Here is a 23,953-nt window from a genome sequence, read left to right as displayed (position 1 = left end):
CCGCGGTGTTCCGGCCCGAGTGGGGCCGTTTCTCCGGAGTGGTGACCGCTCAGACGCCGTAGAGCTCGCCCACGGGCACGGTGACCGGAAGCACGTTGCCCGACGGCGCGAGCGGACAGGCCCACATCGGGTCGTACGCGCACGACGGGTTGTAGGCGAAGTTGAAGTCGATCACGAGCGTGTCCGGCGCGGAACCCGTGCCCAGGTCGGCGCCCTTGATCGTGTCGAGCAGGTAGCGTCCGCCGCCGTAGGTTCCACCCGGTCGTCCGGCCGACGCATCGCGAACCGGCACGAACAGGCCACCGCCGTACGAGGTGAGGCGCCACACGTCGAGGGAGCCGGTGTCGGGGAGCTCGACCCGGCCGATCCTCTCGAAGCCGACCTCGCCGTCGGTGCCCGTCGTCGCGACGAACGATGCCTCGTCGGCGTCGAGCAGAGGTACTTCGAAACGCCACGCGGCGTCGTAGGGAGCCAGGGGCAGGCCGTCGAACCCGTCCCGCTGCTCCGGAAGCAGGGGAGTGGCGGGATGATCGGCGAACAGCGCATCGCGCTCGATGCGCCAGAGCTCGTGCGCGTCCTCAGGGTCGTCGGCCTCGCGCACCGCGTCGTACAGCGCGAAAACGCGGCGGCGCCAGTCGACGATATCCAGGGCGGTGCGGCCAGCAGCGGTGGTCATGCCTCGAGCGTAGGACGGTGCCGGATGCCGCGGCTCGGGCTGGACACGCGTGTCGCCGGGCGTCTGGGCACTGTGCGTAGGTGGCCCCGGGGCCATTTCTGTCGCCCCGGGGCCACGGATGGCGCCCCGATCCGCGCCGGATGCGGTGTGGCCCAGGGGCTCGGATGCGGTGCCCGGGCCGAGCGAGGGCGCCACGGAGCGTCCAGGTGCTGTGCGTAGGTGGCCCCGGGGCCATTTCTGTCGCCCCGGGGCCACGAAGCGCGCCCCGGAACGGCAGGCGCCCCATGGCAGCGACGTCCCACTGCAGCGTCACCCCACCCGAGCGCTCGCAACGGGGCAGACACGGCCCCGGCCCGCGCACTAGCGTCGGGTCATGGCATCCCCCCGCATCACGTTGACCGTTCCGGGACCCGAGGGCGAGCGAGAGGTCGGCATCTCGAACCCCGACCGCGTGCTGTGGCCCGAGGTCGGGATCACCAAGCGCGAGCTCGCCGAGTACCTGATCGCCGTCGCCGATCCCTTCATCGCGGCGAACGGGCACCGGCCGGTGTCGCTCGAGCGCTTCCCCGAGGGCGTCGGGGGTGAGGCCTTCTTCTCGAAGAACCCGCCGAAGGGCGCGCCCGACTTCGTCGAGGCCGTGACCGTGACGTACAACAGCGGGCGCCGGCATCCGCAGCTCTTCCTCGGCGAGATCGCGTCGGCGGTGTGGGCGGCGCAGATGAACACGATCGTGTTCCATCCGTGGGCGTCGCTCGCGACCGACCCCGATCACCCGATCGAGCTGCGCATCGACCTCGACCCGCAGCCGGGCACGGGCATCGCCGACGCCGTCACCGCCGCCCACGAGCTGCGCGCGGTGCTGCGCGAAGCGGGGCTCGAGCCCTGGATCAAGACGAGCGGCAACCGCGGCCTGCACGTGTTCTGCCCGATCGAGCCGACGCACGAGTTCCTCGACGTGCGGCACGCGGTCATCGCCGCGGCACGTGAACTTGAGCGACGGATGCCGGATGCCGTGACCACCAATTGGTGGAAAGAGGAGCGCGGCGAGCGGATCTTCGTCGACTTCAACCAGGCGAACCGCGACCGCACCATGGCGGGGGCGTACTCGCCGCGAGCGCTGCCGACCGCGACCGTGTCGACGCCGGTGGCCTGGGACGAGCTCGACGACCTCGACCCGCTCGCGTTCACCGTGCGCTCGATCCCCGAGCGATTGGCATCCGTCGGTGATCCGTGGAAGGGGTTCGCGGACAAGCCCGGACGCGTCGACACCCTGCTGGAGTGGTGGCAGCGCGACCTCGACAACGGTCTGGGCGAGCTGCCGTTCCCGCCCGAGTTTCCGAAGATGCCGGGGGAGCCGCCGCGCGTGCAGCCCTCGCGGGCGAAGACGCCGGGCGCTTAGGGGGTCAGTGCGTCGCCCGCGGCGCTGCGGTAGTACAGCACCGCGCGGCCGTATCTCGCGCGGTTGAGGAGTCCCGCGCGCTCCATCACGCGCAGATGCTGGTTGATCGCGGAGGTCGACACCCCGAGCTGCAGGGCCAGGTCGGTGGAGGATGCCGGTTCGCCGAGCGCCGCGAGCAACGTCGCGCGCGTGCGACCCAGCAGGTCGGACACGGCATCGGGTGCGGGCTGGCCGCTCGTCGACCACATCGCTCCCTGGCCGCGGGCGGGGTACATGACGGTGGGTGGCAGGTCGTCGTCGATAGGGGTCGAGACGCGGACCGTGAAGATGGAGGGGACGAGAGTGAGCCCGTCGCCGCGCACCGGGCGACGGCGGATTTCGGGGTTCCACAGCCGCACGTCGAGGTGGCGGCCGTCGTAGCGGGCGGCATCCGAGAGGCCGTTGAGCACGGTGCCCATCCCGGCCTGGGCGGCGATGCGGCCACGGTACGCGATGTCGGCGCGCAGCACGGTGCTCATGCGCGCCCAGTGCGGGGCGAAGCACAGGTCCCACGCGGTGGCGAGGGCGCGTTGCAGGCGGGCGATGACGAGGTCGTGCCGGCCACGGAACACGGCGGGTACCTCTCCGTGCACGCGCTCGAGGTCGGTCGTGAAGTGGGCGCGCGTGATGCGTCCGAGCGCGGTCAGCTCGTCGTCGAGCGAGGTAAGCGGAGAAGCCGGCCGAGGGTTCACGAAGTCGGCGGTCCACTTGCGGTCGTTGACGAGCGCGAGCAGCACCTCGAGATCGAGCAGCGGGCGCACCGACGCGATCCGCTCGAGCCACGGACGCTGCAGGGGGTAGCCGTCGGGATGCGAGAGTGCGCGCAGACCGAGTCCAAGCTCGGACAACGGCGAGATGCCGAAGCGGATGGCCGAGATGTCGGCAGCATCCAACTCGTATCGGATCATGAAGCCCCACGCTACATCGATTGAACGGCCCCGCCGTGCCTGGATCAATGGAGACGTGACCAGCACGATCCCCACCGTCCCCCTGAGAACCCTTGTGCAGACGGACCGGACGCTCCGCCGTCTGCTCACGATCACCCTGGTCGACACCCTCGGTCGCGGTGCGTTCTTCACTCTCACCACGCTCTACCTCACGCTCATCGTGGGCCTCGAGCCGGTCACGGTTGGGATCGGGCTCACGATCGCCGGCGCGGTCGGTGTCGCGAGTTCGCTCGTGTTCGGGCACCTGTCCGATCGCTTCAGCGCGCGGACGATGCTCGTCGTGCTGCACATCGTGCAGGGGACCGCCCTCATCGGCTACCTGTTCGTGCGCGATCTGCCCACGATCGTGGTCGTCGCCTCGCTGGTGCTGCTCGCCCAGCAGGGCGGCGGCAGCGTGCGCTCCTCCGTCGTCGGACGGGCGTTCCGCGGCGAGGATCGCGTGCGCATCCGCGCCACGATGCGAACCGTCACGAACATCGGTATCGGCGTCGGCACGACGGTCGCCGCCGTTCCCCTCGCGCTCGGCACGCCGTTCGCCTTCCACCTGACGATGACCGTCGCCGGCTCGCTCTTCCTCGCATCCGCCGTGCTCGTGGCCGGTCTGGATCCGGCGCGCGTCGACGTGGCGGTCGCCGAGCCCGCGTCGGATGCCCCCGCTCCCGCGGGCCGGAGCCCCTACCGCGACCCCCGGTTCCTGTGGCTGACCGCCCTGATGGGGGTCTTCGGCATCCAGTTCGGGGTGTTCGAGATCGGGGTTCCGCTGTGGGTCGTCTCGCACACGATCGCCGCCGACGTGGTCGTGAGTCCGCTCCTGCTGGTCAACACGATCGTCGTGGTGCTCCTGCAGGTGCGGATGAGCCGCGGGACCGGAACCTTCGCCGGCGCGGGACGTGCGATGACGCGAGCCGGGTGGCTCATGGTCGCGGCGTGCGCGCTGTGGGCGGGTGCCGGGTGGGTCGGCGGAGACGGGTGGGGTCCCGCGACACTGGTGATCGTGGTGCTCCTGGCGGCCGCCGTCATGCACTCGCTCGCCGAGATCATGTCGAGCGCCGCGGGCTGGAGCCTGAGCTTCGACCTCGCCCCGCAGGAGCGGATGGGCAGCTACCAGGGCGTCTACGGCACCGGGTACGCGGTCGGCGCGATGATCGCGCCCGCGGTCGTGACGCTCACCGCGATCGACCTCGGCACGGGCGGGTGGGCGATCCTCGCCGCGATGTTCGCCGGGGCGTCGGCGGGCGTAGTCGTGATCGCTCGGCGGGCGGCACGGGAGGCGGATGCCGCGTCGATCCGATGAGCCGACGCGGCTGACCCTGGGCGCCGCTCGGGGTCACCCAGCCGACGGGGGATGCCGCTCGGTGTCACCAGAACAGGCACCTGCGTCGAGGACAGGACGATTGCGCCGGTTCTCCTGCCTGTTCTCGTGGCATCGCCTGTTCTCGTGACGCGCGCGGCGCGCCGCCGCGCCGGGCGGGGGCGGGGGCTGCCCGCTGCCGGTGTCACCAGAACAGGCGACTGCGTCGAGAACAGGACGATTGCGCCGGATTCAGCCTGTTCTCGTGGCATCGCCTGTTCTCGTGACGCGCGCGGCGCGTGGCCGCGCCACTCGCGAGCGGGGGCTGCCCGCCGCCGGTGTCACCAGAACAGGCGACTGCGTCGAGAACAGGACGATTGCGCCGGATTCAGCCTGTTCTCGTGACATCGCCTGTTCTCGTGACGCGCGCGGCCGCGTCACGCGAAAGCGGGGGCGGATGCCACGCCCCGGGCGCACCGCCAGCTCGGCGAGCCGCCGCCCTCAGTCGAGCACGTCGCCCAAGTCGTACGAGGTGACGGTCTCGAGCTGCGAAAAGGTGCAGGAGCGGGCGTCGCGGTCGGGGCGCCAGCGGTCGAACTGCACCGTGTGGCGGAAGCGCATGCCCTCGAGCTGGTCGTAGCGCACCTCGAGCACGAGCTCGGGACGCAGCCGCACGAACGACACGTCTTTCGACGCCGAGAAGCGCGAGCGGTCGGTCTCGCCGACTACGGCCCCGCCGTCGGCGTCGCGCTCCACGAGGGGAGCGAGCTCGTCGATCAGCTCTTTGCGACGCTTGTCGGTCCACGCCGAGACGCCGCCGACCCCGTGCAGACGGCTTTCGTCGTCGTACAGGCCGACGAGCAGCGAGCCCACGCCCTCGCCCGACTTGTGGATGCGGTAGCCGAGGGCGACCACGTCGGCTGTGCGAGCGTGCTTGATCTTGAACATCGAGCGCTTGTTCGGCGCGTAGGGCTGGGCGAGGGGCTTGGCGATCACGCCGTCGAGGCCCGCGCCCTCGAACTCGGCCAGCCAGCGGCGCGCGAGGTCGGGGTCGTCAGTCGTGCGCGTGACGTGCACGGGGTGCGGCACGGCGCCGAGCAGGTCTTCGAGCTGGGCGCGCCGCTCGGAGAACGGCTCCGACTGCAGGTCGCGGTCGCCCCGGGCGAGCAGATCGAACGCGATGAACATGGCCGGGGTCTCTTCGGCGAGCATGTTCACGCGCGAGGCCGCGGGGTGGATGCGCTGCGACAACGCCTCCCAGTCGAGACGCTGGCCGCCCTCGGCGTCACGAGCGACGACCACCTCGCCGTCGATGAGACACGGCTCGGGCAGCAGTTCGGCGAACGCCGCCACCAGCTCGGGGAAGTACCGCGTCAGCGGCTTGGCGCCGCGGCTGCCGATCTCGACATCGGTGCCGTCCCACGAGATCAGGGCGCGGAAGCCGTCCCACTTGGGCTCGTAGCTGAAGCCACCCTCGACCTTGGCGTGCTCCGGAACCTCGGGCACCGACTTCGCCAGCATCGGTGCGGGGATGTCGTACGGCATGGCTGTCAGCTCTCGTCGCCCGCCAGAGGCACGGGGTTCTTGCGCTTCTTGCGGCGCGCCCACTCGGCCGGCTTGTCGGGGCCGTTCCAGACGGTGATGATGCCCCAGACCACGGCCGTCAACGGTACGGCCAGCAGGGTGCCGAGGATGCCACCGATCGCGGTACCGCCGGCCAGCACGACGAGCACGACGAACGAGTGCAGCTTCATCGAGCGCCCCATGAGCACCGGCTGGAGGAAGTTGCCCTCGAGCTGGTTCACGAGCACGACGATTCCGACGACGATCAGGGCCACGATCGGGCCGTTGGTCACCAGGGCGACGAGCGCCGCCAGAATGCCGGCGGTGACCGCACCGACGATCGGGATGAACGCGAGCAGGAAGACGAGCACGGCCAGCGGCAGGGCGAGCGGCACCTGCAGGATCGCGAGTCCGATGCCGATGCCGATCGCGTCGACGGCAGCGACGGACGCCGTGCCGCGCACGTACGAGCCGAGGACCGTCACGGTCTTGTCGCCGATGCGGCGCGCCCGCTCGTAGTCGCTGCCGTGGAACGGACGAAGGACGAACTCCCACATGCGCGGGCCGTCTTTGAGGAAGAAGAAGAGGATGACGACCATCAGCACGAAGCCCGTCACGAACGAGGCGATCGCGCTCACGCCCGCCAGCGCACCGGTGCCGAAGGACGAACTCGTGACGAAGCCCTGGATGCCCTGAATCGCCTGGTTGACCTGGTCTTGGGAGATCGCGAACGGCAGCGTGTGGTACCAGTCCTGCGCCTGCTCGAAGCCCTGCACGGCCTGCGAGCTGAGGTAGTCCCACTGGTTGATGACGGCGTTGGCGACCAGCCAGCCGAGCGCGGCGAGCACCACGACGACGGCCAGCAGCGTGAGCAGCGTCGCGATGACCGAGGGCACGCCCTTGCGGCGCATCCACATGGTGACCGGCCCGAAGGCGGACGCGAAGATGAGGGCCAGCACGAGGGGGATGACCACGAGCGTCACCTGCTGGATGCCCCAGATGAGCCCCGCGACGAGGATCACGACGACGATGATCTGCACGGCCCGCACCGCCAAACGGCCGAACCCGTCGGCCCAGAGGCTCTTCGGCGGAGTCTGAACGGCCTGCGCGACGGAGTTGACGGCGTCGCGAGGCGCGGGATGACGAGAGAACAGGCCCATGCTCACAAGGTAGCGGGGGCCTCCGACATGGGTGCGGAGGTTGCGCCGTCCCCGGGCGGCGGATAGGACGACGGACGCCGAGGCCCGCGCCGTTCCGCGCAGGCGGCCAAGCGCGGACCGTGCAATGACCCGCGCCCCGGCCGAAGCGATCGGGCCGCCGGGGTCGCGGCATCCGGGATCAGACGAACGCGCTCATGCCCGTGATGTCGCGGCCGAGCAGGAGCGCCTGGACGCTCTCGGTGCCCTCGTAGGTGTGGATCGCCTCGATGTCGGCCATGTGCTGCATGACGCCGTTCTCGAGCAGGATGCCGTTGCCGCCGAGCAGGTCACGGGCGATCGCGGCGACCCGGCGTGCGGCGCGGGTGTTGTGGTACTTCGCCAGCGATGCCTGGGTGGGTCGCAGGCCGCCGGACGACTCGAGGTCGGCGAGACGGCGGCAGTAGAGCTGCATCGCGGTGAGCTCGTCGAGCATCTGGGCGAGGCGTTCCTGCACCATCTGGAACTTCGCGAGGGGCTTACCGAACTGCATGCGCTCGGTGGCATACGTCCGCGCGATCTCGTAGCAGGCGGTCGCGTGACCGAGCGCCGACCACGCGACACCCGAGCGCGTGGCGAAGAGAACGACCGACGCGTCCTTGAAGGTGTGGGTACCGGGCAGCACGGCATCCGCGGGAAGACGCACGTCGTCCATCGCGATATGAGCCTGGTGGATGCCGCGGAGCGACACCTTTCCGGTGATCACGGTGCCGACGTAGCCGGGGGTGTCCTGCTCGACGAGGAAGCAGCGCACGTTGCCGTGGTCGTCGCCGCCCTCGTTCTCGACACGCGCCCACACGAAGGTGATGCCGCCGGAGGCGCCGTTGCCGATCCACTTCTTCGTGCCGCTGAGCGACCAGCCGTCGGCCGTGCGCGTCGCCGTCGTCTCGAGCGAGACGGAGTCGGAGCCGTGGTCGGGCTCGGTCAGCGCGAAAGCGCCGAGAACCGTGCCGTCGGCGAGCGGCTTCAGCCAACGCTGCTGCTGCTCGGGCGAGCCGTAGAACGCCAGCGTCCGCAGTGCGAGCCCGCCCTGCACGGCGAGGGCGGTGGCGAGGGAGCCGTCGTGACGCGAGATCTCCATGTTGACCAGCCCCGCCGCCAGGGACGAGGTGTACGGCAGCTCGTTGTGCTCGATGCCGTCGGTGAACAGCTCGAGCTCGCCCATGCGCTTCACCAGGTCGATCGGGTAGCTCGCGGCATCCCATTCACCCTGCATGCGCGTGCCGACCTCGTCGGCGAAGGCCTTCGCGGTGTCCCACACGGCGCGGTCGGCGTCGGGGATGTCGGCGAACACCGCGTAGTAGTCGGTGTCGCGGCGACCGAGCAGGTCGTAGTGGGCGACGCGCTCTCCGGGGAGCGTGCGGGCATCGGCGTCGATGGTCATGGTTCCCAGTATCGCGGATGTCGGGACCGAGTGTCACGCCGAGCGGGCACTCGGGGCGAACGCTCGGGTGGAGCATTCCGGGTCGCCGGGACGCCGAGCGTGCCTCGAGAGCGCGAGACTGCATCCGGCTGACAACTCGGTGTCAGGCTGCAACGCAGTTGTCAGCGAGATGCAGTCTCGCGACCCCAAAGGGCCGAGCGCCGAGCGCCGGCCCCGCGCCTCAGTCGCCGAGCGTCGCGCCCAGGCGCCGCGTGACCTCTGCCGCGGGCATGCGGCGGGGGAACGCGGCGACGATGAGGTCGTCGCCGGCGGAATCGTCGCCGTCGGGGTGCACGCCGTAGCGGCGCAGCACGTCGTCGAGGGCACGACGCAGAACGGATGCCGGCACCCGGGCGCCGCGCATGAGACGGCGCAGCACGTGATTGTGCACGGCGGTCACGAGGGCCGAGAACCCGACGGCGTCGAGCGGGTCGAGACCGGGGAGCGCCTCGCGCAGGTACTCGTCGAACAGGCGCTCGTAGCGGAAGACCGTGATGATCTCGCGGTCGCGCAGCCCCGGAACCTGCCGCACGATCGCGTACCTCCGCCGTGCGACCTCGGGGTCGGCCGCGAAGTGACGGAACACCCGCACCGAGGCCTCGCACACCGCGGCCCAGGGGTCGTCGTGCGGCTGGGCGAGGTAGGCGCGGGTCTCGGCGATGAGCACCTCGTGGTCGGCGAACACGACGTCTTCTTTGCCGCCGAACTGCCGGAAGAACGTCGAACGCGACACTCCCGCGGCCTGGGCGATCTGCTCGACCGAGGTCTGGTCGTACCCGTGCTCGACGAAGAGGTCGATGGCCGCGGCCACCACGGCCGTTCGACTCGTGGGAGCGGCGTTGTCGGTCACGCGTCGAGCCTATCCGCGGGGTGGGTGCGCGGCCCGCGCCGCCGTGCGTGAGGGGTCGAGATGTGTCGCCGAGAACGCTCCGAGGCGACACGGATCGACCCTCACGCGAGGAATCCGCCGGGTGGGGAGGACGGGTAGACGATCGGGGCCGCGGAGGCAAGCGGATGCTGTTGCGCCGGCATCCGGAGTGGGATGGAAGGATGACGTCCTCCCTGTGGCACACCGATTCCGCGTCCGTCGAGACGGCACCCCTGAAGGACGGTGGGCGGCACGACGTCGTCATCGTCGGGGCCGGGATCACGGGCCTGTCGACCGCCGTCATGCTCGCCGAGGCGGGAGTCGACGTCGCGGTGGTCGACGCGGGCGACGTGGGTCAGGGGGCGACCGGGGCGTCGGTGGGCATGGCATCCGTGCTGCAGGGGTCGACCCTCGCGGCCCTGCGCGCGCATCACCCCGCCACCCTCGTGCGGGCCTACGTCGAGGCGAACCGGGCGGGGCAGGAGTGGCTCGTCGAGAAGGCGGGGGCGGATGCCGATCGCCGCACCTCGTTCACCTTCGGTCGAGGCCTCGCGACCGACGTCGCCCTCGACGCTGTGCGCGACGCCGCGCGAGAGGCGGGCCTCGCCATCCGCGAGGACAGCCCGAGCGACTTCGGCGGACGCACTCCGGTGCGGGCAGTGGCCCTCGACGATCAGCTGGCGCTCGACCCGGTGCGGCTCGCGCACACGCTCGCCCGCGCGGCCTTCGCCGCGGGGGCGACCCTGCACACCGGCGTCCGCGTCAGCGATGTGAGCGTGCTCCCCGAGGGGCGGGCCGACACCGACCACGGCACGCTGTTCGGCGACACCGTGGTGCTGGCGACCGGCACACCCATCACGCGCCGCGGGCTCTACGACCTGAAGACGCGAGCCCTGCGATCGTGGGCGATCGCGTTCGAGATGGACGCGGATGCCGAGACGCCGGGAGGCATGTGGAGCGAGGTCGGCGCTGAGGGACGCAGCATCGTGGCCGCGCCCTCGTCGTTCGGACGTGCCGCTCTCATCGTGACCGGGGCACGGCATCCGGTGGGGTCCGCCTCGTCGGAGGTCGCGCTCGCCGAAGCACTCGCCGCGTGGGCGCGGCGGACGCTTCCTGTCGGGGCGGAGCTCGCGCGCTGGTCGGGGCAGGACTACCAGTCGCACAACCTCGTTCCCTTCGTCGGCGGGATGCCGCGGGGCCTCGGCCGCCTGCGCTTCGCCACCGGATACGCGGGGTGGGGCCTGACGAACGCCCCGGCGGCGGCGATGCGGTTGAGCGACGAGATCCGCGGGGTGTCGTGGCGCGACCGCCCGCGCTGGATGCGCACGATGGGCACGCGCATGACCGTTCCCGCCGACCTGGGTCGGGGGATCGGCGAAGCCGGACGCCGCGCGTCGGTCGTGGCGGAAGCCTTCGCCGACGCCACCCCCGCGCCGGTCAAGCGACCGGCCGAGGGCGCGGGAGTCGTGTCGCGCCAGGGCCTGCGCACGGCGGCGGTCTCGACGGTCGACGGGCAGACGCGCGCGATCGTCGCCCCGGCCCCGCTCACCTGGAACGATGCGGAACGCTCGTGGGACAGCCCGGTCGACGGCTCGCGCTACGCCCCCGACGGCACGCGGCTGGAGGGCGCGGCATCCACCGATCTGGGTGTGCGGGGGCGCTGAGGCTGCGCCGGGCCGCGTCGGAGTGGGCCGCCCTGGGCGCCGAGACTGCACTTCGCTGACAACTGCGTTGCAGGGTGACGCGGAGTTGTCAGCGAGAAGCAGTCTCGCGAGAGCCGCGCCCGGTGGGACGTTTCGCGTCCGGTGAGACGAGCCGTGCCCGGTCACGCGACCAGCGCCCGGTGCGACGCCCGCGTCAGCTCTTCGCGCCGGTGAGCGCGAGCGCGCCGCCGAGGCCGATCATCATGACCCCGCCGGTGCCCGAGAGGGCAGACAGGCGCTTCGGGGATCCGGCGAACCAGGTGCGGGCGGTGCCGGCGGCCAGTGCCCAGGTCGAGTCGCAGACCAGGGCGAGCGCCTGGAAGATCACGCCCAGCGCGAGAAGTTGCAGCCACACGGCTCCCGCGTGCGGGTCGACGAACTGCGGCAGCACGGCGACGAAGAACGCGATCGTCTTGGGGTTGGTGACGCCCACGACGAAGCCCTGGCGCAGCAACGTCCAGCGTGAGGCGGGGGCGCGCGAGGGACCGGCGACGTGATCGCGGCGGTGACGGATCGCCTGGATGCCGAGCCACACGAGGTACGCCGCGCCGACGACCTTCAGGACCGTGAAGGCCACGATCGAAGACGCCACGAGCGCGCCGATTCCGAAGGCCACGGCCAGGATCGCGGGGATGTTCCCCAGGGCATTGCCGACCACGCTGAGCAGTCCCGCGCGACGACCGAGGGCGATCGATCGGCCGATGACGAACAGCACTCCCGGACCCGGGATGACGATGAGCACGACCGACGCGGCGACGAACGCCAAGAGGGTCTCGATCGGAGGCATGCGTGAACTGTACTGCCGTCGCGCTTCGGGGTCGTGACGGGCGGTCATGAGGAGATTCCGGATGCCGCGACCTCGCTGCTGCGGCGGTTGAATTGCCGCGAATGGTCGGTGTGGGGTGCGCGGGCAGCCATTTGGGGCAGGTGAGGCGGGCGTTTGGCGGGCTGCGGCGGTTTATTTGCCGCCAATGGTCGGTGTGGGGTGCGCGGGCAGCCATATCCGGCAAGTGAGGTGGGCGTTTGGCGGGCCGCGGCGGATGAGCCGCGGCCCTACGCCGGAACGGCCTCGCGGGCCAGCAGCTCAGTGATCCGCCCGACGCAGCCGCCGCAGCCGGTGCCGGCGCGGGTCGCGGACTTCACGCACGCGACCGTCGGCTCGCCCGCGGCGACGGCCTCGCGAATCGCCCCCGCGCTCACCCCGTTGCACCAGCACACGGTCGCATCCGCGGCGAACGGGTCGCCGACGGCGGGCATTCCGGCACCCGCGGCGTCGAGGCGCAGCAGCGATGAGCGGTCGGCGGGCAGCTCCGACCCGCGCTCGAACAGCAGCGTGAGCTCGGCGCCGGTCCGCGGCATCCCGACCGCGACGAAGCCGGTCAGCACGCCCTCGACGGTGACGAGTTTCACGTACGCGCCGCGCGCGGGGTCGGCCCAGAGCGTGACCTGGGGGCCGTGGCATCCGGGAGCGTGCGAGAACGGATCGGCGTCGACCGCGCCTCCGGCGACCACGTCGATGCCCTCGGCCTTGAGCATGACGACGCCGGGGCGTTCGACGGCGATGGGTCCCACGACCCCCGACGACAGCAGAGCCGCGAGGCGGTCGGCCTGCCGCCAGCCGGGACCGACGAGTCCGCTCGGGCCGCCGGGCACGCGACCGTCGGGCTCGGCATCCGCGGGGTCGGCGACGTGCGCGCAGTCGCCGATCGCGAAGACGTTCGGATCGGTCCACGAGCGCGACGACGCGTCCACCAGCACGCCGGCCGAGGTGGCGAGACCGCAGAGCGACGCGAGCTCCGTCCGCGCCCCGACGCCGCACGACAACACCAGCAGGTCGCCCGCGAGCACCTTGCCGTCGGCGCAGACGAGTCCGTCGAACCAGGCCTGACCGTGGTCGTCGTAGCGCTGCACGATGCTCTCGGCACGCGCGTGGTGCATCATCTCGACGCCCACGGCGCTCGCCGCCGAGGCGAGCACGCGTCCGCCGTTCTCATCGAGCGTCCGGTTCATGGGGGCGGCCGAGTGATACGCGACGACCACCTCGGCTCCCGCTTCGGCGGCGGCGAGGGCGAGCTCCATACCGAGCACTCCCGCGCCGAGCACGACGATGCGCTGACCCGCCGAGACCGCCGCACGCACGTGCTCGGCGTCGGCGAGGTCGCGCAGGGCCACGACGCCGCGGGGGAGCGGCGCGGTTCCCTGATCCAGTGCGGAGGGATCCGCCGGCCGCGCGGATCGGTGCCGCTGCGCCCGCTCGAGTCCGGCGAGCGTGGGCACGTTCGCCCGCGCACCGGTGGCGAGCACGAGTCGGTCGTAGGGGACCCGGATGCCGTCGTGCAGGCGCACCACCCGGCGGTCGCGGTCGACGCCGACCACCGTCGTCCCTAGCGCGAACCGCACACCCGCGTCTTCGGCGACGCGGCGATCGCTCATGTCGAGCCCGTCGCGGTCGGTGCGGCCGACGGCGTACTCGGCGAGCAGCACGCGGTTGTAGACGTCGTGCGGTTCGGCGCCGACGACGGTGAGGTCGATCCGCCCCTCGCGCACGGCGGGCAGGAGCCCCTCGACCAGCCGCGCCCCGACGGGGCCGTAGCCCACCAGCACCACACGCTCAGACATGGGTCTCCTCCTGGGTGCTTCGGGTCCCTGCGACGCCGACGAGCGGGGGCGCGACCCCCGGGTGCTCCGCCACGACGACCGGCGAGGCCGCGGCGTGCGGGGTGGGCGGGGTCGTCGCATCCGGAATCGCCTCGACCCGAACCCGCGTGCGCTTGAACTCGGGCATTGCCGAGGTCGGGTCCACGATGGCCCCGGTCAGGCGGTTGGCGCACTCGTCGCCCGCGTAATGGAACGGCAAAAACACCGTGTCGTGGCGGATATCCGTGGTCACGCTCGCCCGCGCACGCACGGTGCCGCGCGCGTTCGAGACGGCGACGAGGACTCCGTCGCGGATGCCGAGGCGAGACGCCGTCGCCGGATGGATCTCGAGCCGCGCCTCGGGGCGGGCTTCGTGGAGCTCGGTCACGCGGCGGGTCTGGGTACCCGACTGGTACTGCTGCAGATAGCGGCCCGTGGTGAGGGTGAGGTCGGCGCCGCGGTCGATCGGGGCCGGGGGAGTGGCCTCGACGGGGACGAGCCGCGCGCGGCCGTCGGCGTGAGCGAAACGCTCCGCGAACGGACGCGGTGTCCCCGACGAGCGGTACGGCCAGTACGCCTCGATGCCGGTGTCGAGCAGCGCGTGCGAGAGGCCGGAGTAGTCGGCGATGCCGCCCTCCGACGCGCGGGCGAGTTCGTCGAAGACCTCGGCCGGATCGATCGACCACGTGGATGCCGCGCCCAGACGCCGCGCGATCTCGGCCATGATCCACAGCTCGCTGCGCGCGCCGTCGGGTCCCGGCAGCGCGCGCCGCCGGCGGATCACCCGGCCCTCGAGCGAGGTCATCGTGCCCTCTTCTTCGGCCCACTGCAGCACCGGCAGCACGATGTCGGCGAGCTCCGCGGTCTCGGAGAGGAAGAAATCGCAGACGATCAGGGTGTCGAGGGCGTTGAGCCGCGCGCGAACGGCGTCGACGTCGGGCGCCGAGACGACGACGTTCGAACCCGCGACCAGCAGCGTCTTGACGGGCCCGCCGAGTTCGCCGAGCAGGGCGGTGGCCGGGATGCCGGCATCCGGGATCTCATCCGGATCGACGCCCCAGACTCCGGCGACGTGCTGGCGGGCGTCGGGGTCGCGGATGGAGCGGTATCCGGGGAGTTGGTCGGCCTTCTGGCCGTGCTCGCGTCCGCCCTGTCCGTTGCCCTGGCCGGTGAGCGTGCCGTAGCCCGAGCCCTCGCGGCCGACGAGGCCGAGTACGAGGGCGAGGTTGATCGCGGCGGTCGCGGTGGCGGTACCGTCGACGTGCTGCTCGACGCCGCGTCCGGTGAGGATGAACGCGCGTCCCGCGGCGAGGCGGCGCGCGGTGGCGCGGAGGTCGGCGACGGGGACTCCGGTGGTGGATGCCGTCCGCTCGGGCCACCATTGCGCGACGCTGCGGCGGAGGGCGTCGAACCCGCTCGTGCGCACCTCCATATAGGCGCGGTCGGCGAGACCCTCGGCGATCGCGATGTGCGTGAGGCCGAGCAGCAGCGGAAGGTCGGTTCCGGGAGCCGCCTGCAGGTGCGTGCCGGCGCCGTCTTCGGTGAGGCGCGCGGTGGCCGAGCGGCGCGGGTCGACGACGATGAGACCACCCGCCGCTCGTGCCCCGGCGAGGTGGGCGAGGAAGGGCGGCATGGTCGCGGCGACGTTGGAGCCGAGGAGCAGGATCGTCGCGGCGTCGTCGAGATCGGTGACCGGGAACGGCAGGCCCCGGTCCATTCCGAAGGCGCGATTGGATGCCGCTGCCGCCGACGACATGCAGAAGCGGCCGTTGTAGTCGATGCGCGAGGTGCCGAGGGCGACGCGGGCGAACTTGCCGAGCTGGTAGGCCTTCTCGTTGGTGAGTCCGCCGCCGCCGAAGATGGCGTTCGCGTCGGGGCCGTGGGTGGCCTTCGTGTCGCGGAAGGCCCTGGCCACGGCATCCAGTGCCTTCTCCCAGGTGGTCTCGGCGAGGGTGCCGTCGGGACGCCGGAGCAACGGCATCCGGAGTCTCTGGGGAGACGCGAGGAGCTCCGCCGACGTCCAGCCCTTCGCGCAGAGTCCTCCCCGGTTGGTGGGGAAGTCGCGGCCGGTGACCGTGGTGGCTTTCTCGCCTGTGGAGGAGGCGTGGCTCACGGTCATGGCGCACTGCAGCGCGCAGTAGGGGCAGTGGGTGTCGGCGGAGCTCATGGCGTCAGATCCGGGTGCCGGTCTTCTTGGACATCCGCAGGTACACGCCTGCGGTGAGGGCGAGGAAGATCACGTAGGCCGCGACGAAGCTGCCGAGGGCGGGCACGTACGAGCCGAACGTGGTCTTCGAGAAGCCGAGCACCTGCGGGATGAAGAAGCCGCCGTAGGCGCCGATCGCCGAGATGAGGCCGAGGGCCGCGGCGGCCTTGCGCTGCGCGCCGATGCCGCCGTTGGAACGGAGGGCGAAGATCGTCGGGATCATGCGGTAGGTCGAGCCGTTGCCGATGCCCGCCGCCGCGAACAGCACGAGGAAGCAGAGCAGGAAGATCGCGAAGTTCTGCGTCGGCAGGGTGAGGATCACGCTCAGGATGCCGAGGCCCATCACCGTGAATGCACCGATCGTGATGACCGTGCCGCCGAAGCGGTCGGCGAGCTTGCCGCCGTAGGGCCGGGCGAGCGAGCCGACGAGGGCGCCGAGGAAGGCGAGGGTGACGGTCGCGGTGCCGATCGCGATGCCCTTGAAGTCGGGGAACGTGTCGGCGAGCAGCTTCGGGAAGACGCCCGCGAAGCCGATGAACGAGCCGAAGGTTCCGATGTAGAGGACGGCGAGGATCCACAGGTGCGGCTCTTTCAGAGCGGCGAGGGATGCCGCGATGTCGGCCTTGGCAGCGGAGAGGTTGTCCATGCGAAAGTAGGCGCCGACCATCGCGACGAGGATCAGCGGCACCCAGATGAGACCTGCGAGGGGCAGGTTGAGGGTCGCGGCGGCGCCGACGGTGATAACGATGGGGACGACGAACTGAGCGACCGAGGCGCCGAGGTTGCCGCCGGCGGCGTTGAGTCCGAGCGCCCAGCCCTTCTGCGCTGCCGGGTAGAAGAAGGTGATGTTCGACATCGAGCTGGCGAAGTTTCCGCCGCCGAAGCCGGCGAGGGCCGCAATCAGCAGGAGGACGCCGAAGGGGGTCGCGGGGTTGCTGACCGCGATCGCCAGTCCGATGCTCGGGATGAGCAGGAGGCCGGCCGAGACGATCGTCCAGTTGCGGCCGCCGAAGCGCGGAACCATGAACGTGTAGGGGATGCGCAGTGTCGCGCCGACGAGGCTCGGCATGGAGATGAGCCAGAAGATCTCACCGGTCGAGAGCTGGAAGCCCGCCGCCGGCAGCGAGACGACGACGACCGACCACAGCTGCCAGACGACGAACCCGAGGAACTCGGCGAAGATCGACCACCGCAGGTTGCGGGCGGCGATGGCCTTGCCCTCGGCATTCCACTGCGTGGTGTCTTCGGGGTTCCAGTTGTCGATCCAGCGGCCGGGGCGGTGCTTCAGGGTGCTGTCCGCTACGGGCGCGTGGGCGGTTTCGGGGCGCGGGTCGGTGACGGTCACGGAGTCCTCCGGTGGGCGATGCGGGGAGGTGCAGCGCCCCGCATGGGCGGGACGTGCCGCCAGCGTAGGGAGGAGGGATTACCCGGGACGGCGTCGTCGGGGGCGGGGAGGTAACGACTGGCTCACCGGTGGAGGGGGGGAAGGGAGAGGGGGAGTTTACGTGGGCGTTACATTCTTCCGGGATGACGCTCGAGCGACCGTGCTCTGAAACGAGACAGGTTCCGGGCAGGGGACGTTCTGGGATAACTGCCGCTAATGCCCGGCGGCGCGCTACTGCAACGTTGGGTGACTGCCTGACCGTCGATCGTGAAATCTTCACAGGCCGCATTTTGACTAGTGAGGAGAGGTTGAGCGGGGTGAGTCGGTTACCGGATAGCCATTTGCCCGGGCATGAGCTATCAATGTGGCAGCGAATTCACGTGAAGGGTTCAATGCGTCACGTAAATCCTCTTCATAAAGCTCCCTCAATTCGACATTCGTCTCGCTGGCCCAACGCTCAATCCTGTCGTGCAACTCCTGAATAGCCGAGAACTTGCTGATGAGAAGATCGGTGCGCTCGTTGAACTTGAGTTTTCGAATAGTGTTGGCGCCCCGTTTGCTCCCTGCTGCAGGAACGAGCATCGGTCCCGCGAAACTCAGATGCTCACCAACCTCATCAGAGTAGGGATTGAGGATTTTGAGACTTGGATCTTCTGTCCAATAAGCGCCCTTGTTGGTGTTGCATCGCGTGCACGCTAGTCCCAGGTTCTCCCACTCGAGTATGAGGTCAGGGAAACGCTCCTTTGGGGCGATGTGCTCGACCGCGGAATAGGCGACATCATCTATCCGACCTTCGCAATACATGCATTTTGAGTGGCAGTCTGATTTCAGTGCCGAAATCACTTCTGATGCACGCCACGGAGATGGTTTGGCGCCGGCGGGGGCGATTATGTATTCCTCCGTTTTGCTAGACTGGTTTTGTTCAATCCAGCGCGGTCGAGGTCCCCGGCGGATTTGTATCACTCGAGGCCGCCACTCGGTCTCAGCGCGTCCACAGCGGCGGGGAATTGGTCACCCAGCCCTGCGGCCTTCAGCTCACCGCGGAGTCGCCGGAGATCTTCCGCAGACGGGTCTGCAGGTACGGCGGCTATCGCATCACGTAAACGCTCTTCGGCCCAGAGGGGAAGTGGAGTCTGCAGCCCCAGTACGCCCATGAGAGTTTCATCAGAAGTTCCGGATGCCTTGAAGCCGTTCACTTGCCGTGGGGTTACCCTTCCGCCCTCTCCGGTTTGGAGCGCATACACATAACTATCGGGTGATCCAGTTACCACGAACGGAGAATGGGTGGCCACAATAAATGTCGCTCTTGGAAAGGCTTCCAACAGGGCCGGGACTATTTCGCGCTGGAGTTCGGGGTGCAGATGGTTCTCTGGTTCGTCTATGCAAACTGTGAACGATTCGGAATCGCGACCCCTTAGGAAAATTTGCCAGGCGAGCTCCAGCATCGCGCTGACCCCGCCTGAAACTGCTTCAATAGGGAACCGCGCTGACGCGGTCTCCATCCAGACGTCGCCCTCCTCAACCACAAGGCGATCAAAGGCCATTGACTTCGGGAGGAGGTTGGAAAGCACCTCTTGAAAGCCTTCCCACACGTCTCGTGCCTCCGGGTTAGCGCGAATGGCCGCATTGCCGTACGAATACATTGCCGCGGCCACTAACGCTTCTTTCATGCGGTAAGTGGGCGAAAACCTGCTGTTGCTCCCTGAGTACCGAGACTTGATCTCGCTTGCAAACTGACTCAAGAGGGTGTCGGAGCTTGAGAACTTAGCAGGCAGATGTTCTAGTGCCTGATAGCCACTTATGGAGCGGTGCGAAGAGATGAAGATCCCTGGCACTTGCTGCGCCGAAGGGAGCTGCAGGTAGTTGATGCCGGTTTGCGTAATCGCAGGTTCATTTACGGCTGTCTTTACGCCATTCGTATAGAACAAAGAGCCTACGCGCGTCGCGACTCCGTCGTCAGGGGATTGCGTTGCTCGCGAGGAGATGAGTTGTGCTTGCCAACTGAAATGTGAGGCAAGGACATTTAGCAATGTGGTCTTGCCCGCACCGTTCACGCCTGTCAGGATGGTTAATCGAGGATGGAAGTCCACTCCAACGTCTTCGAATTGGCGCCAGTTGTGCAACTCAAGTCGCCGAAAAGTATTCGCGCCGCGTGTCCATCGGCCTCGAGCTGATGCCTCTCGAAGATCCTCAACGGCGGCCCACTCCTTCACCACTGGACTGTCTAACAGCGCCAACCAAAATGGTAGATCCTGGATGCTCGCATTCCGGCCCGCCGGTGTGACTTGATAACTTGCACCGTCTGGTTGCGTGACTAGGTTCAATCTCTCCAGAAGATCCAGAGCCTGGTAATTTTCGCGCAATGCGTTCTCTCGACTGTCCCAGTCGGGGGTATTCTCATTGGCCGTCTGTAGCAGCGATTGACTGTCAACCGGGTATGAGTACCGCAACAGGGCTGTGAGAATTGCGCGTGCAGCTGCTCCTGTTGTGCTCCAGTCCATGAGCTGACCCTAACTGGTGGTTCGGCGCCCGAGTCGGATCTTTCCGCGCGGAGCGCGGCGAGGTGAGCGTTCGGAGCCGCAGTTGATCGCAAAGCATCTTTCGGGAGACGCACACCTCGACTCCCGCGTTGTTACGCCCCACTACGCCCCAGATCGCCCACCCCCCGCGGCATCCCGTAGCTTCATCACACCAACCACTCCGAAGGCAGGTGAAGCCATGTCCCGCACGATCTCGTCGACAGTCCACCCGATCCAGCGCTGCATGGCAGCCTCGAACCCGTCTGCGTGGTGGGACGGCCTCGTCATCGAGGCCAACGGCTCGACCGCGACGGTCGCGCTGTTGAACGGCAGCACGGTGCAGCTGCGGATCGTCGGCCCGGCCGTCGACATCGCGGTGGGGGAGCCGGTGGCGTACCACCCGGTCGCCGAGCTGCTCAGCGCGTCGGCGATCATCACGACCGCGCGCGCCGCATAGCCGAGCGGCCGCCGACGAAACGTCAGCGGCCGCGCGAAGAAGAGAACTCAGGCGGTCATCGAGGCCATCATGGCCTCGCACTTCATGACCATGTCGTCGCAGGCCATGGCGCAGTAGCGGCACATTTCGTCCATGTCGCCGTGCGCGCGGCACTCGGCGGCGCACGCCTTGCCCATGGTCATGCAGGCGGTCATCATGGCGCTCATCACGTCCATGTTCATGCCGGCCGGACGCATCATCATGTGCATCGTCGCCTGAGCCATCTCGACCATGTTCGAGCACATGGCGCAGCACGTGGCCATCTCGGCGCCGTGCATCATGTCGCTGCCGGCGCACATGGCCGCGGCCATCGCGCACGCGTTCAGAGACTGCATGCATTCCTGCATGGCATCCATGTCCATGGTCATCTCGCCCATGTCCATCGACTTCATCATCGCCATCGTGTCCATCTAGATCTCCCGTGTTCTCGTCGGTTCGGAGGGACCGGATGCCGCGGAGGGACTCCGGCGTACCGGCGATGCTACGCGCGAGAGGCGCAGGTGCGACAGGGCTCTCAGCGGGTTGCTCAGCGACCCTCGTCGTTGCTATCGAACCCGGATGCCGACGGACCTCAGCTCGAGTCCGGCCAGGCGCTGCATGACCTCAGGCTCGCTACGGCGCCACGCGCCCACGGCATCCGGAGCGATCTTCGCGATGACGCCCGCCTTCTGATGGGTGAGTGCGCGGAGCGCGAGAAGGTCGGTGTTGAGCCCGGCCCGCATGAGCGCGCGGGTGCGCGTGGCGCGTGAGATGAAGCGCAGGCGCGGGATGAGCCACACCAGCAGGACGATGAGGATGGGGAGGGCCGCGACGCCCACCCCGAGCGCGATGGCCGCTTGCAGAACGAGGTCTTGCTGGGTCTGGCCGGCAGCCGCCAGGGTGTCGCCCGCGGAGCTCGCCGTGCTGAACGGGGCGCTGATCCCCTCGCCGATGAAGGGGACCCCGCCGAGTCGCGTGCCGACGTCGGTCATCGACGTGCGGAAGTCGGTGCCCGCGTTCTGCATCTGCACCCCGAACTGCGCGAGCTGGTTCACCGTCGAGAACACCACGATGCCGGTGGCGATGCTGATCGCGATGAGCGCGAGGGCGACCACGTCGGCGGTCATCTGACGTGCGCGCTGCGCGGCGAAGTCGGAATACAGTTTCACGTCGTCACTCTCCCACGCGGTCCGTCGGCACCGGACGCACCCGAGGGGTGGTCGTGTCGCCGACGGGGGAGTGTCCGCAACCCTCGCCTGCGCCGACACCGGCCGACGTACGGTGGCCCCCGTGCCCCACCTCGACACCGCCGACCACACCGTCGGGGATCTCCCCTTCCGCTCGTTCTCGACCCGGCGACCGGGGCGGCCGGTGTACGTGCTCATCCACGGCATCGGCATGTCGCACCGCTATCTGAAGCCCCTGCACGAGGAGTTGTCGACGGATGCCGAGGTGCACTCGATCGACCTTCCCGGTTTCGGTGGCCTGCCGAAGCCGGGGCGCGGTTCCGGCATCCGGATCATCGCCGACGCCCTCGGCGTCGTGCTCGGCGAGCTGGGCGTGAGCGACGCGGTGCTCGTCGGGCACTCGATGGGGAGCCAGTGGGTGGTCGAGCTGGCGATCAGACGCCCCGACCTCGCGCGCGGGGTGGTGGTGTTCGGGCCGGTGACCGACAGTCGACGTCGCGGATTGCTCTGGCAGGCGGCGTTGCTGGCGCGAGACTCGGCGCTCGAGCCGCCCCGGCCGAACATGATCGTGTTCACCGACTACGTGCGGTGCGGACCGATCTGGTACGCGCGCCAGGTGCGGCACATGCTGCGGTATCCGATCGAGGATCGCGTCGGACTGCTCGACGTTCCGCTGCTCGTGCTGCGCGGAGGCGCCGATCCGATCGCTCAGCAGTCGTGGGCGGACCGGCTCGGCGCGCGAGCCGCCACGGCGGAGGTCTCGGCGATCCCTGGCCATCACCACCTCGCGCAGTTCACTGCGTCGCACGAGTCGGCCGAGCGCATCCGCGCGTTCGCAGGAGCGCTGCCTCAGCTCTCGTGAACCACGGCCGTCAGCTCGGGCATGAGGTCGCGCGCGAGGAAGCCGATGCCGACCCGCTCCTGCAGCCGGTCGCCCGCCCGAGCGTGGGTCCACCCGCCCCAGACAGCCGCCCGCTCGGCATCCATCCCCAGGGCGGCGAAGCCGGTGATCGCGCCTGACAACACGTCGCCGCTGCCCGCGGTGCCCAGGCCCGATCCGCCCGGCTCCGCCTGCCAGCAGCGGCCGTCGGGGGTGGCGACGGTGCCGAAGCAATGCACGACGGCGCGGTAGTGGCGCGCGATCTCGACGATGTCGGCCGCGCGGTCGTCGCCGAGGTCGCGCTCGAGCAGCAGCTCGGCTTCTTCTTCGTTGGCGTTGATCAGCAGGTCGTCGGGCAGCAGGTCACGGTCGAACGAGGGCAGGATGCCGAGCGCGAACGCATCGAGAACGAGCCGGCCCACCTCGGCGTCGGATACCGAGTGAAGGGCCGCGCGGGTGGCATCCGGATCATCGAAACCGGGGCCGAGGAGCACGGCATCCGCCGACTCGAGTCCGGAGCGCAGGGCGTCGTCGACCGGATCGGAGCCGACCGGCAGCTCGTAGATGCCGGCCTCGGGCATGGCCGGACCGAGCTGCGGGGCGATCGCGGACGGCACGGCGATACCGACGCGACCCGCACCGACGCGCATCGCGGCCTCGGCGGAGAGCAGGGGAGCGCCGGGCGACCGTCGCGACCCGCCCACCACGACGACCTGGCCGCGCGACTTCTTCGAGCCGTCGGCATCGGGCACGCCCCACTCGCGCAGAAGCTGGAGGGTGACGGGTTCAGGCATCGTCTTCTCCTCCGTGCACGGTGACGTCGGCGCCCTCGGTCTTCAAATGATCGACTGCCGAGAAGGTCACGAGCTTCCAGCCCTCGTCGTCGCGGACGAGCTCGGTCACCGACGCGTTGCGAACGGTGTGGGTCGCGGCGAAGGCCATGAGCTCCGGCTCGTCGAGGGGAAGCAGCACGTGCAGGATCAACATGATGACGGCGTCATGCGCGACCATCAGGACCGTCGGGCCCGGACGGTCGAGCGCCTCGCCGAGGAACGAGCGGAGCCGGAGCGCGACGTCGGCCCACGACTCTCCGCCCGGTGGCCGGTGGTAGTACTTGCCGAGGTGTCGCCGGCGCGCGGCCTCTTCGGGGTGGAGCTCTTCGACGCCCTTCCAGGTGAGCAGGTCCAGGATGCCGAGCTCCCGGTCTCGCAGCCTCTCGTCGACCAGCGCGGGCCGGTCGTCGCCGACCGCGAGGGAGAGGGTCTGCCGTGCGCGAAGGTACGGCGACACCCAGTACTCGTCGATCGGGGCATCGAGCGACGCCACCCAGGTGCGCAGGGCCTCGGCCTGCTCGCGGCCGGTGGGGGAGAGCTCGACGTCGGCATCGCGCTCGTCGAGCGCGATCACCGGGGATCCCTCGCGTTCCGCTCTCGAAGCGGCGACGTTGCCTTCGCTTTCACCATGCCGGACGAGCCAGAGTCGAGTCACTGCCATGGCGGCACGGTAGGTCGGCTGATCGCGTGAGCGCACGGGCGTTGACAGGGCGGTTATGCGTCGGCG

Annotated in this window: 21 protein-coding genes; 5 read left to right on the top strand and 16 right to left on the bottom strand. The window is 69.6% G+C overall.

Annotated features, from left to right (window positions below; genetic code table 11):
- Positions 1–49 precede the first annotated feature (49 nt).
- Positions 50–676, bottom strand: a complete 627-nt coding sequence (locus ABXS86_RS07145; protein ID WP_353666080.1) for a DUF1684 domain-containing protein — start codon at positions 674–676, stop codon at positions 50–52.
- 373 nt (positions 677–1,049) lie between these two features.
- Here ABXS86_RS07145 and ligD point away from each other — a divergent pair, with 373 nt between their 5' ends.
- The gene (ligD, locus tag ABXS86_RS07140; RefSeq protein ID WP_353666079.1) at positions 1,050–2,075 is read left to right on the top strand and encodes a non-homologous end-joining DNA ligase; all 1,026 of its coding nucleotides are present in this window, start codon (positions 1,050–1,052) and stop codon (positions 2,073–2,075) included.
- Here the strand turns inward: ligD and ABXS86_RS07135 are convergent.
- The gene (locus tag ABXS86_RS07135; protein WP_353666078.1) at positions 2,072–3,022 is read right to left on the bottom strand and encodes an ArsR/SmtB family transcription factor; all 951 of its coding nucleotides are present in this window, start codon (positions 3,020–3,022) and stop codon (positions 2,072–2,074) included. The two genes, ligD and ABXS86_RS07135, sit on opposite strands and share 4 nt — an antisense overlap.
- Positions 3,023–3,077: 55 nt before the next feature.
- Between ABXS86_RS07135 and ABXS86_RS07130 the strand changes: the two genes are divergently transcribed.
- Positions 3,078–4,355 carry an MFS transporter gene (locus ABXS86_RS07130; protein WP_353666077.1) on the top strand — a complete coding sequence of 426 codons (1,278 nt, stop codon included), beginning with the start codon at positions 3,078–3,080 and terminating at the stop codon, positions 4,353–4,355.
- A 498-nt stretch (positions 4,356–4,853) separates the two neighbouring features.
- Here the strand turns inward: ABXS86_RS07130 and ABXS86_RS07125 are convergent, their stop codons facing one another.
- The 4 genes from ABXS86_RS07125 to ABXS86_RS07110 form a co-directional block, all read right to left on the bottom strand.
- Positions 4,854–5,897, bottom strand: coding sequence for an ATP-dependent DNA ligase (locus ABXS86_RS07125; RefSeq protein WP_353666076.1), 1,044 nt, complete (start codon positions 5,895–5,897; stop codon positions 4,854–4,856).
- A gap of 5 nt (positions 5,898–5,902) precedes the next feature.
- Positions 5,903–7,075, bottom strand: a complete 1,173-nt coding sequence (locus tag ABXS86_RS07120) for an AI-2E family transporter (protein ID WP_144829336.1) — start codon at positions 7,073–7,075, stop codon at positions 5,903–5,905.
- A gap of 178 nt (positions 7,076–7,253) precedes the next feature.
- A complete protein-coding gene (locus tag ABXS86_RS07115; protein ID WP_353666075.1) occupies positions 7,254–8,495 on the bottom strand; it encodes an acyl-CoA dehydrogenase family protein in 1,242 nt (413 codons plus the stop codon).
- 220 nt (positions 8,496–8,715) lie between these two features.
- Positions 8,716–9,384, bottom strand: coding sequence for a TetR/AcrR family transcriptional regulator (locus ABXS86_RS07110; RefSeq protein ID WP_353666074.1), 669 nt, complete (start codon positions 9,382–9,384; stop codon positions 8,716–8,718).
- A gap of 200 nt (positions 9,385–9,584) precedes the next feature.
- On the opposite strand from ABXS86_RS07110, the gene ABXS86_RS07105 reads away from it, so the two are divergent.
- On the top strand, positions 9,585–11,066 hold the full coding sequence (locus ABXS86_RS07105; RefSeq protein ID WP_353666073.1) for an FAD-dependent oxidoreductase: 1,482 nt from the start codon (positions 9,585–9,587) through the stop codon (positions 11,064–11,066).
- 193 nt (positions 11,067–11,259) lie between these two features.
- Here the strand turns inward: ABXS86_RS07105 and ABXS86_RS07100 are convergent, their stop codons facing one another.
- The 6 genes from ABXS86_RS07100 to ABXS86_RS07075 all read right to left on the bottom strand — a co-directional run bounded on the left by ABXS86_RS07100 (position 11,260) and on the right by ABXS86_RS07075 (position 19,833).
- Positions 11,260–11,892 (bottom strand): LysE family translocator, encoded by a 633-nt coding sequence (locus ABXS86_RS07100; RefSeq protein WP_353666072.1) that lies wholly within the window; start codon positions 11,890–11,892, stop codon positions 11,260–11,262.
- Between the two features lie 266 nt (positions 11,893–12,158).
- The gene (locus tag ABXS86_RS07095) at positions 12,159–13,724 is read right to left on the bottom strand and encodes an FAD-dependent oxidoreductase (RefSeq protein ID WP_353666071.1); all 1,566 of its coding nucleotides are present in this window, start codon (positions 13,722–13,724) and stop codon (positions 12,159–12,161) included.
- Positions 13,717–15,909 (bottom strand): molybdopterin oxidoreductase family protein, encoded by a 2,193-nt coding sequence (locus tag ABXS86_RS07090; RefSeq protein ID WP_353666070.1) that lies wholly within the window; start codon positions 15,907–15,909, stop codon positions 13,717–13,719. Before ABXS86_RS07090 ends, ABXS86_RS07095 begins: the two co-directional genes overlap by 8 nt.
- 4 nt (positions 15,910–15,913) lie before the next feature.
- A complete protein-coding gene (locus ABXS86_RS07085; RefSeq protein WP_353666069.1) occupies positions 15,914–17,293 on the bottom strand; it encodes an MFS transporter in 1,380 nt (459 codons plus the stop codon).
- 333 nt (positions 17,294–17,626) lie between these two features.
- Positions 17,627–18,175, bottom strand: coding sequence for an HNH endonuclease (locus tag ABXS86_RS07080; RefSeq protein ID WP_353666068.1), 549 nt, complete (start codon positions 18,173–18,175; stop codon positions 17,627–17,629).
- A 116-nt stretch (positions 18,176–18,291) separates the two neighbouring features.
- The gene (locus tag ABXS86_RS07075; RefSeq protein WP_353666067.1) at positions 18,292–19,833 is read right to left on the bottom strand and encodes an AAA family ATPase; all 1,542 of its coding nucleotides are present in this window, start codon (positions 19,831–19,833) and stop codon (positions 18,292–18,294) included.
- Between the two features lie 217 nt (positions 19,834–20,050).
- Here ABXS86_RS07075 and ABXS86_RS07070 point away from each other — a divergent pair, with 217 nt between their 5' ends.
- Entirely contained in the window at positions 20,051–20,308 is a 258-nt protein-coding gene (locus ABXS86_RS07070) for a nuclease (RefSeq protein ID WP_353666066.1), read from the top strand.
- A gap of 47 nt (positions 20,309–20,355) precedes the next feature.
- Here ABXS86_RS07070 and ABXS86_RS07065 read toward each other — a convergent pair whose 3' ends face one another.
- Together ABXS86_RS07065 and ABXS86_RS07060 are read right to left on the bottom strand one after the other, a co-directional pair.
- On the bottom strand, positions 20,356–20,748 hold the full coding sequence (locus tag ABXS86_RS07065) for an aldehyde dehydrogenase (protein ID WP_295824610.1): 393 nt from the start codon (positions 20,746–20,748) through the stop codon (positions 20,356–20,358).
- A 144-nt stretch (positions 20,749–20,892) separates the two neighbouring features.
- Entirely contained in the window at positions 20,893–21,495 is a 603-nt protein-coding gene (locus tag ABXS86_RS07060; protein WP_353666065.1) for a hypothetical protein, read from the bottom strand.
- 121 nt (positions 21,496–21,616) lie between these two features.
- On the opposite strand from ABXS86_RS07060, the gene ABXS86_RS07055 reads away from it, so the two are divergent.
- Positions 21,617–22,375, top strand: a complete 759-nt coding sequence (locus tag ABXS86_RS07055) for an alpha/beta fold hydrolase (RefSeq protein WP_353666064.1) — start codon at positions 21,617–21,619, stop codon at positions 22,373–22,375.
- On the opposite strand, the gene ABXS86_RS07050 is transcribed toward ABXS86_RS07055, so the two are convergent.
- Together ABXS86_RS07050 and ABXS86_RS07045 are read right to left on the bottom strand one after the other, a co-directional pair.
- On the bottom strand, positions 22,363–23,187 hold the full coding sequence (locus ABXS86_RS07050) for an NAD(P)H-hydrate dehydratase (protein ID WP_353666063.1): 825 nt from the start codon (positions 23,185–23,187) through the stop codon (positions 22,363–22,365). The genes ABXS86_RS07055 and ABXS86_RS07050 overlap by 13 nt on opposite strands.
- A complete protein-coding gene (locus tag ABXS86_RS07045) occupies positions 23,180–23,887 on the bottom strand; it encodes a histidine phosphatase family protein (protein WP_353666062.1) in 708 nt (235 codons plus the stop codon). The genes ABXS86_RS07050 and ABXS86_RS07045 overlap by 8 nt, the downstream gene beginning before the upstream one ends.
- Between the last annotated feature and the right edge of the window lie 66 nt (positions 23,888–23,953).

This window comes from Microbacterium sp. che218 (assembly GCF_040436305.1).
GTDB classification, from domain to species: Bacteria; Actinomycetota; Actinomycetes; order Actinomycetales; family Microbacteriaceae; genus Microbacterium; species Microbacterium algihabitans.
This window is presented reverse-complemented; position numbering and strand designations above follow the sequence as displayed.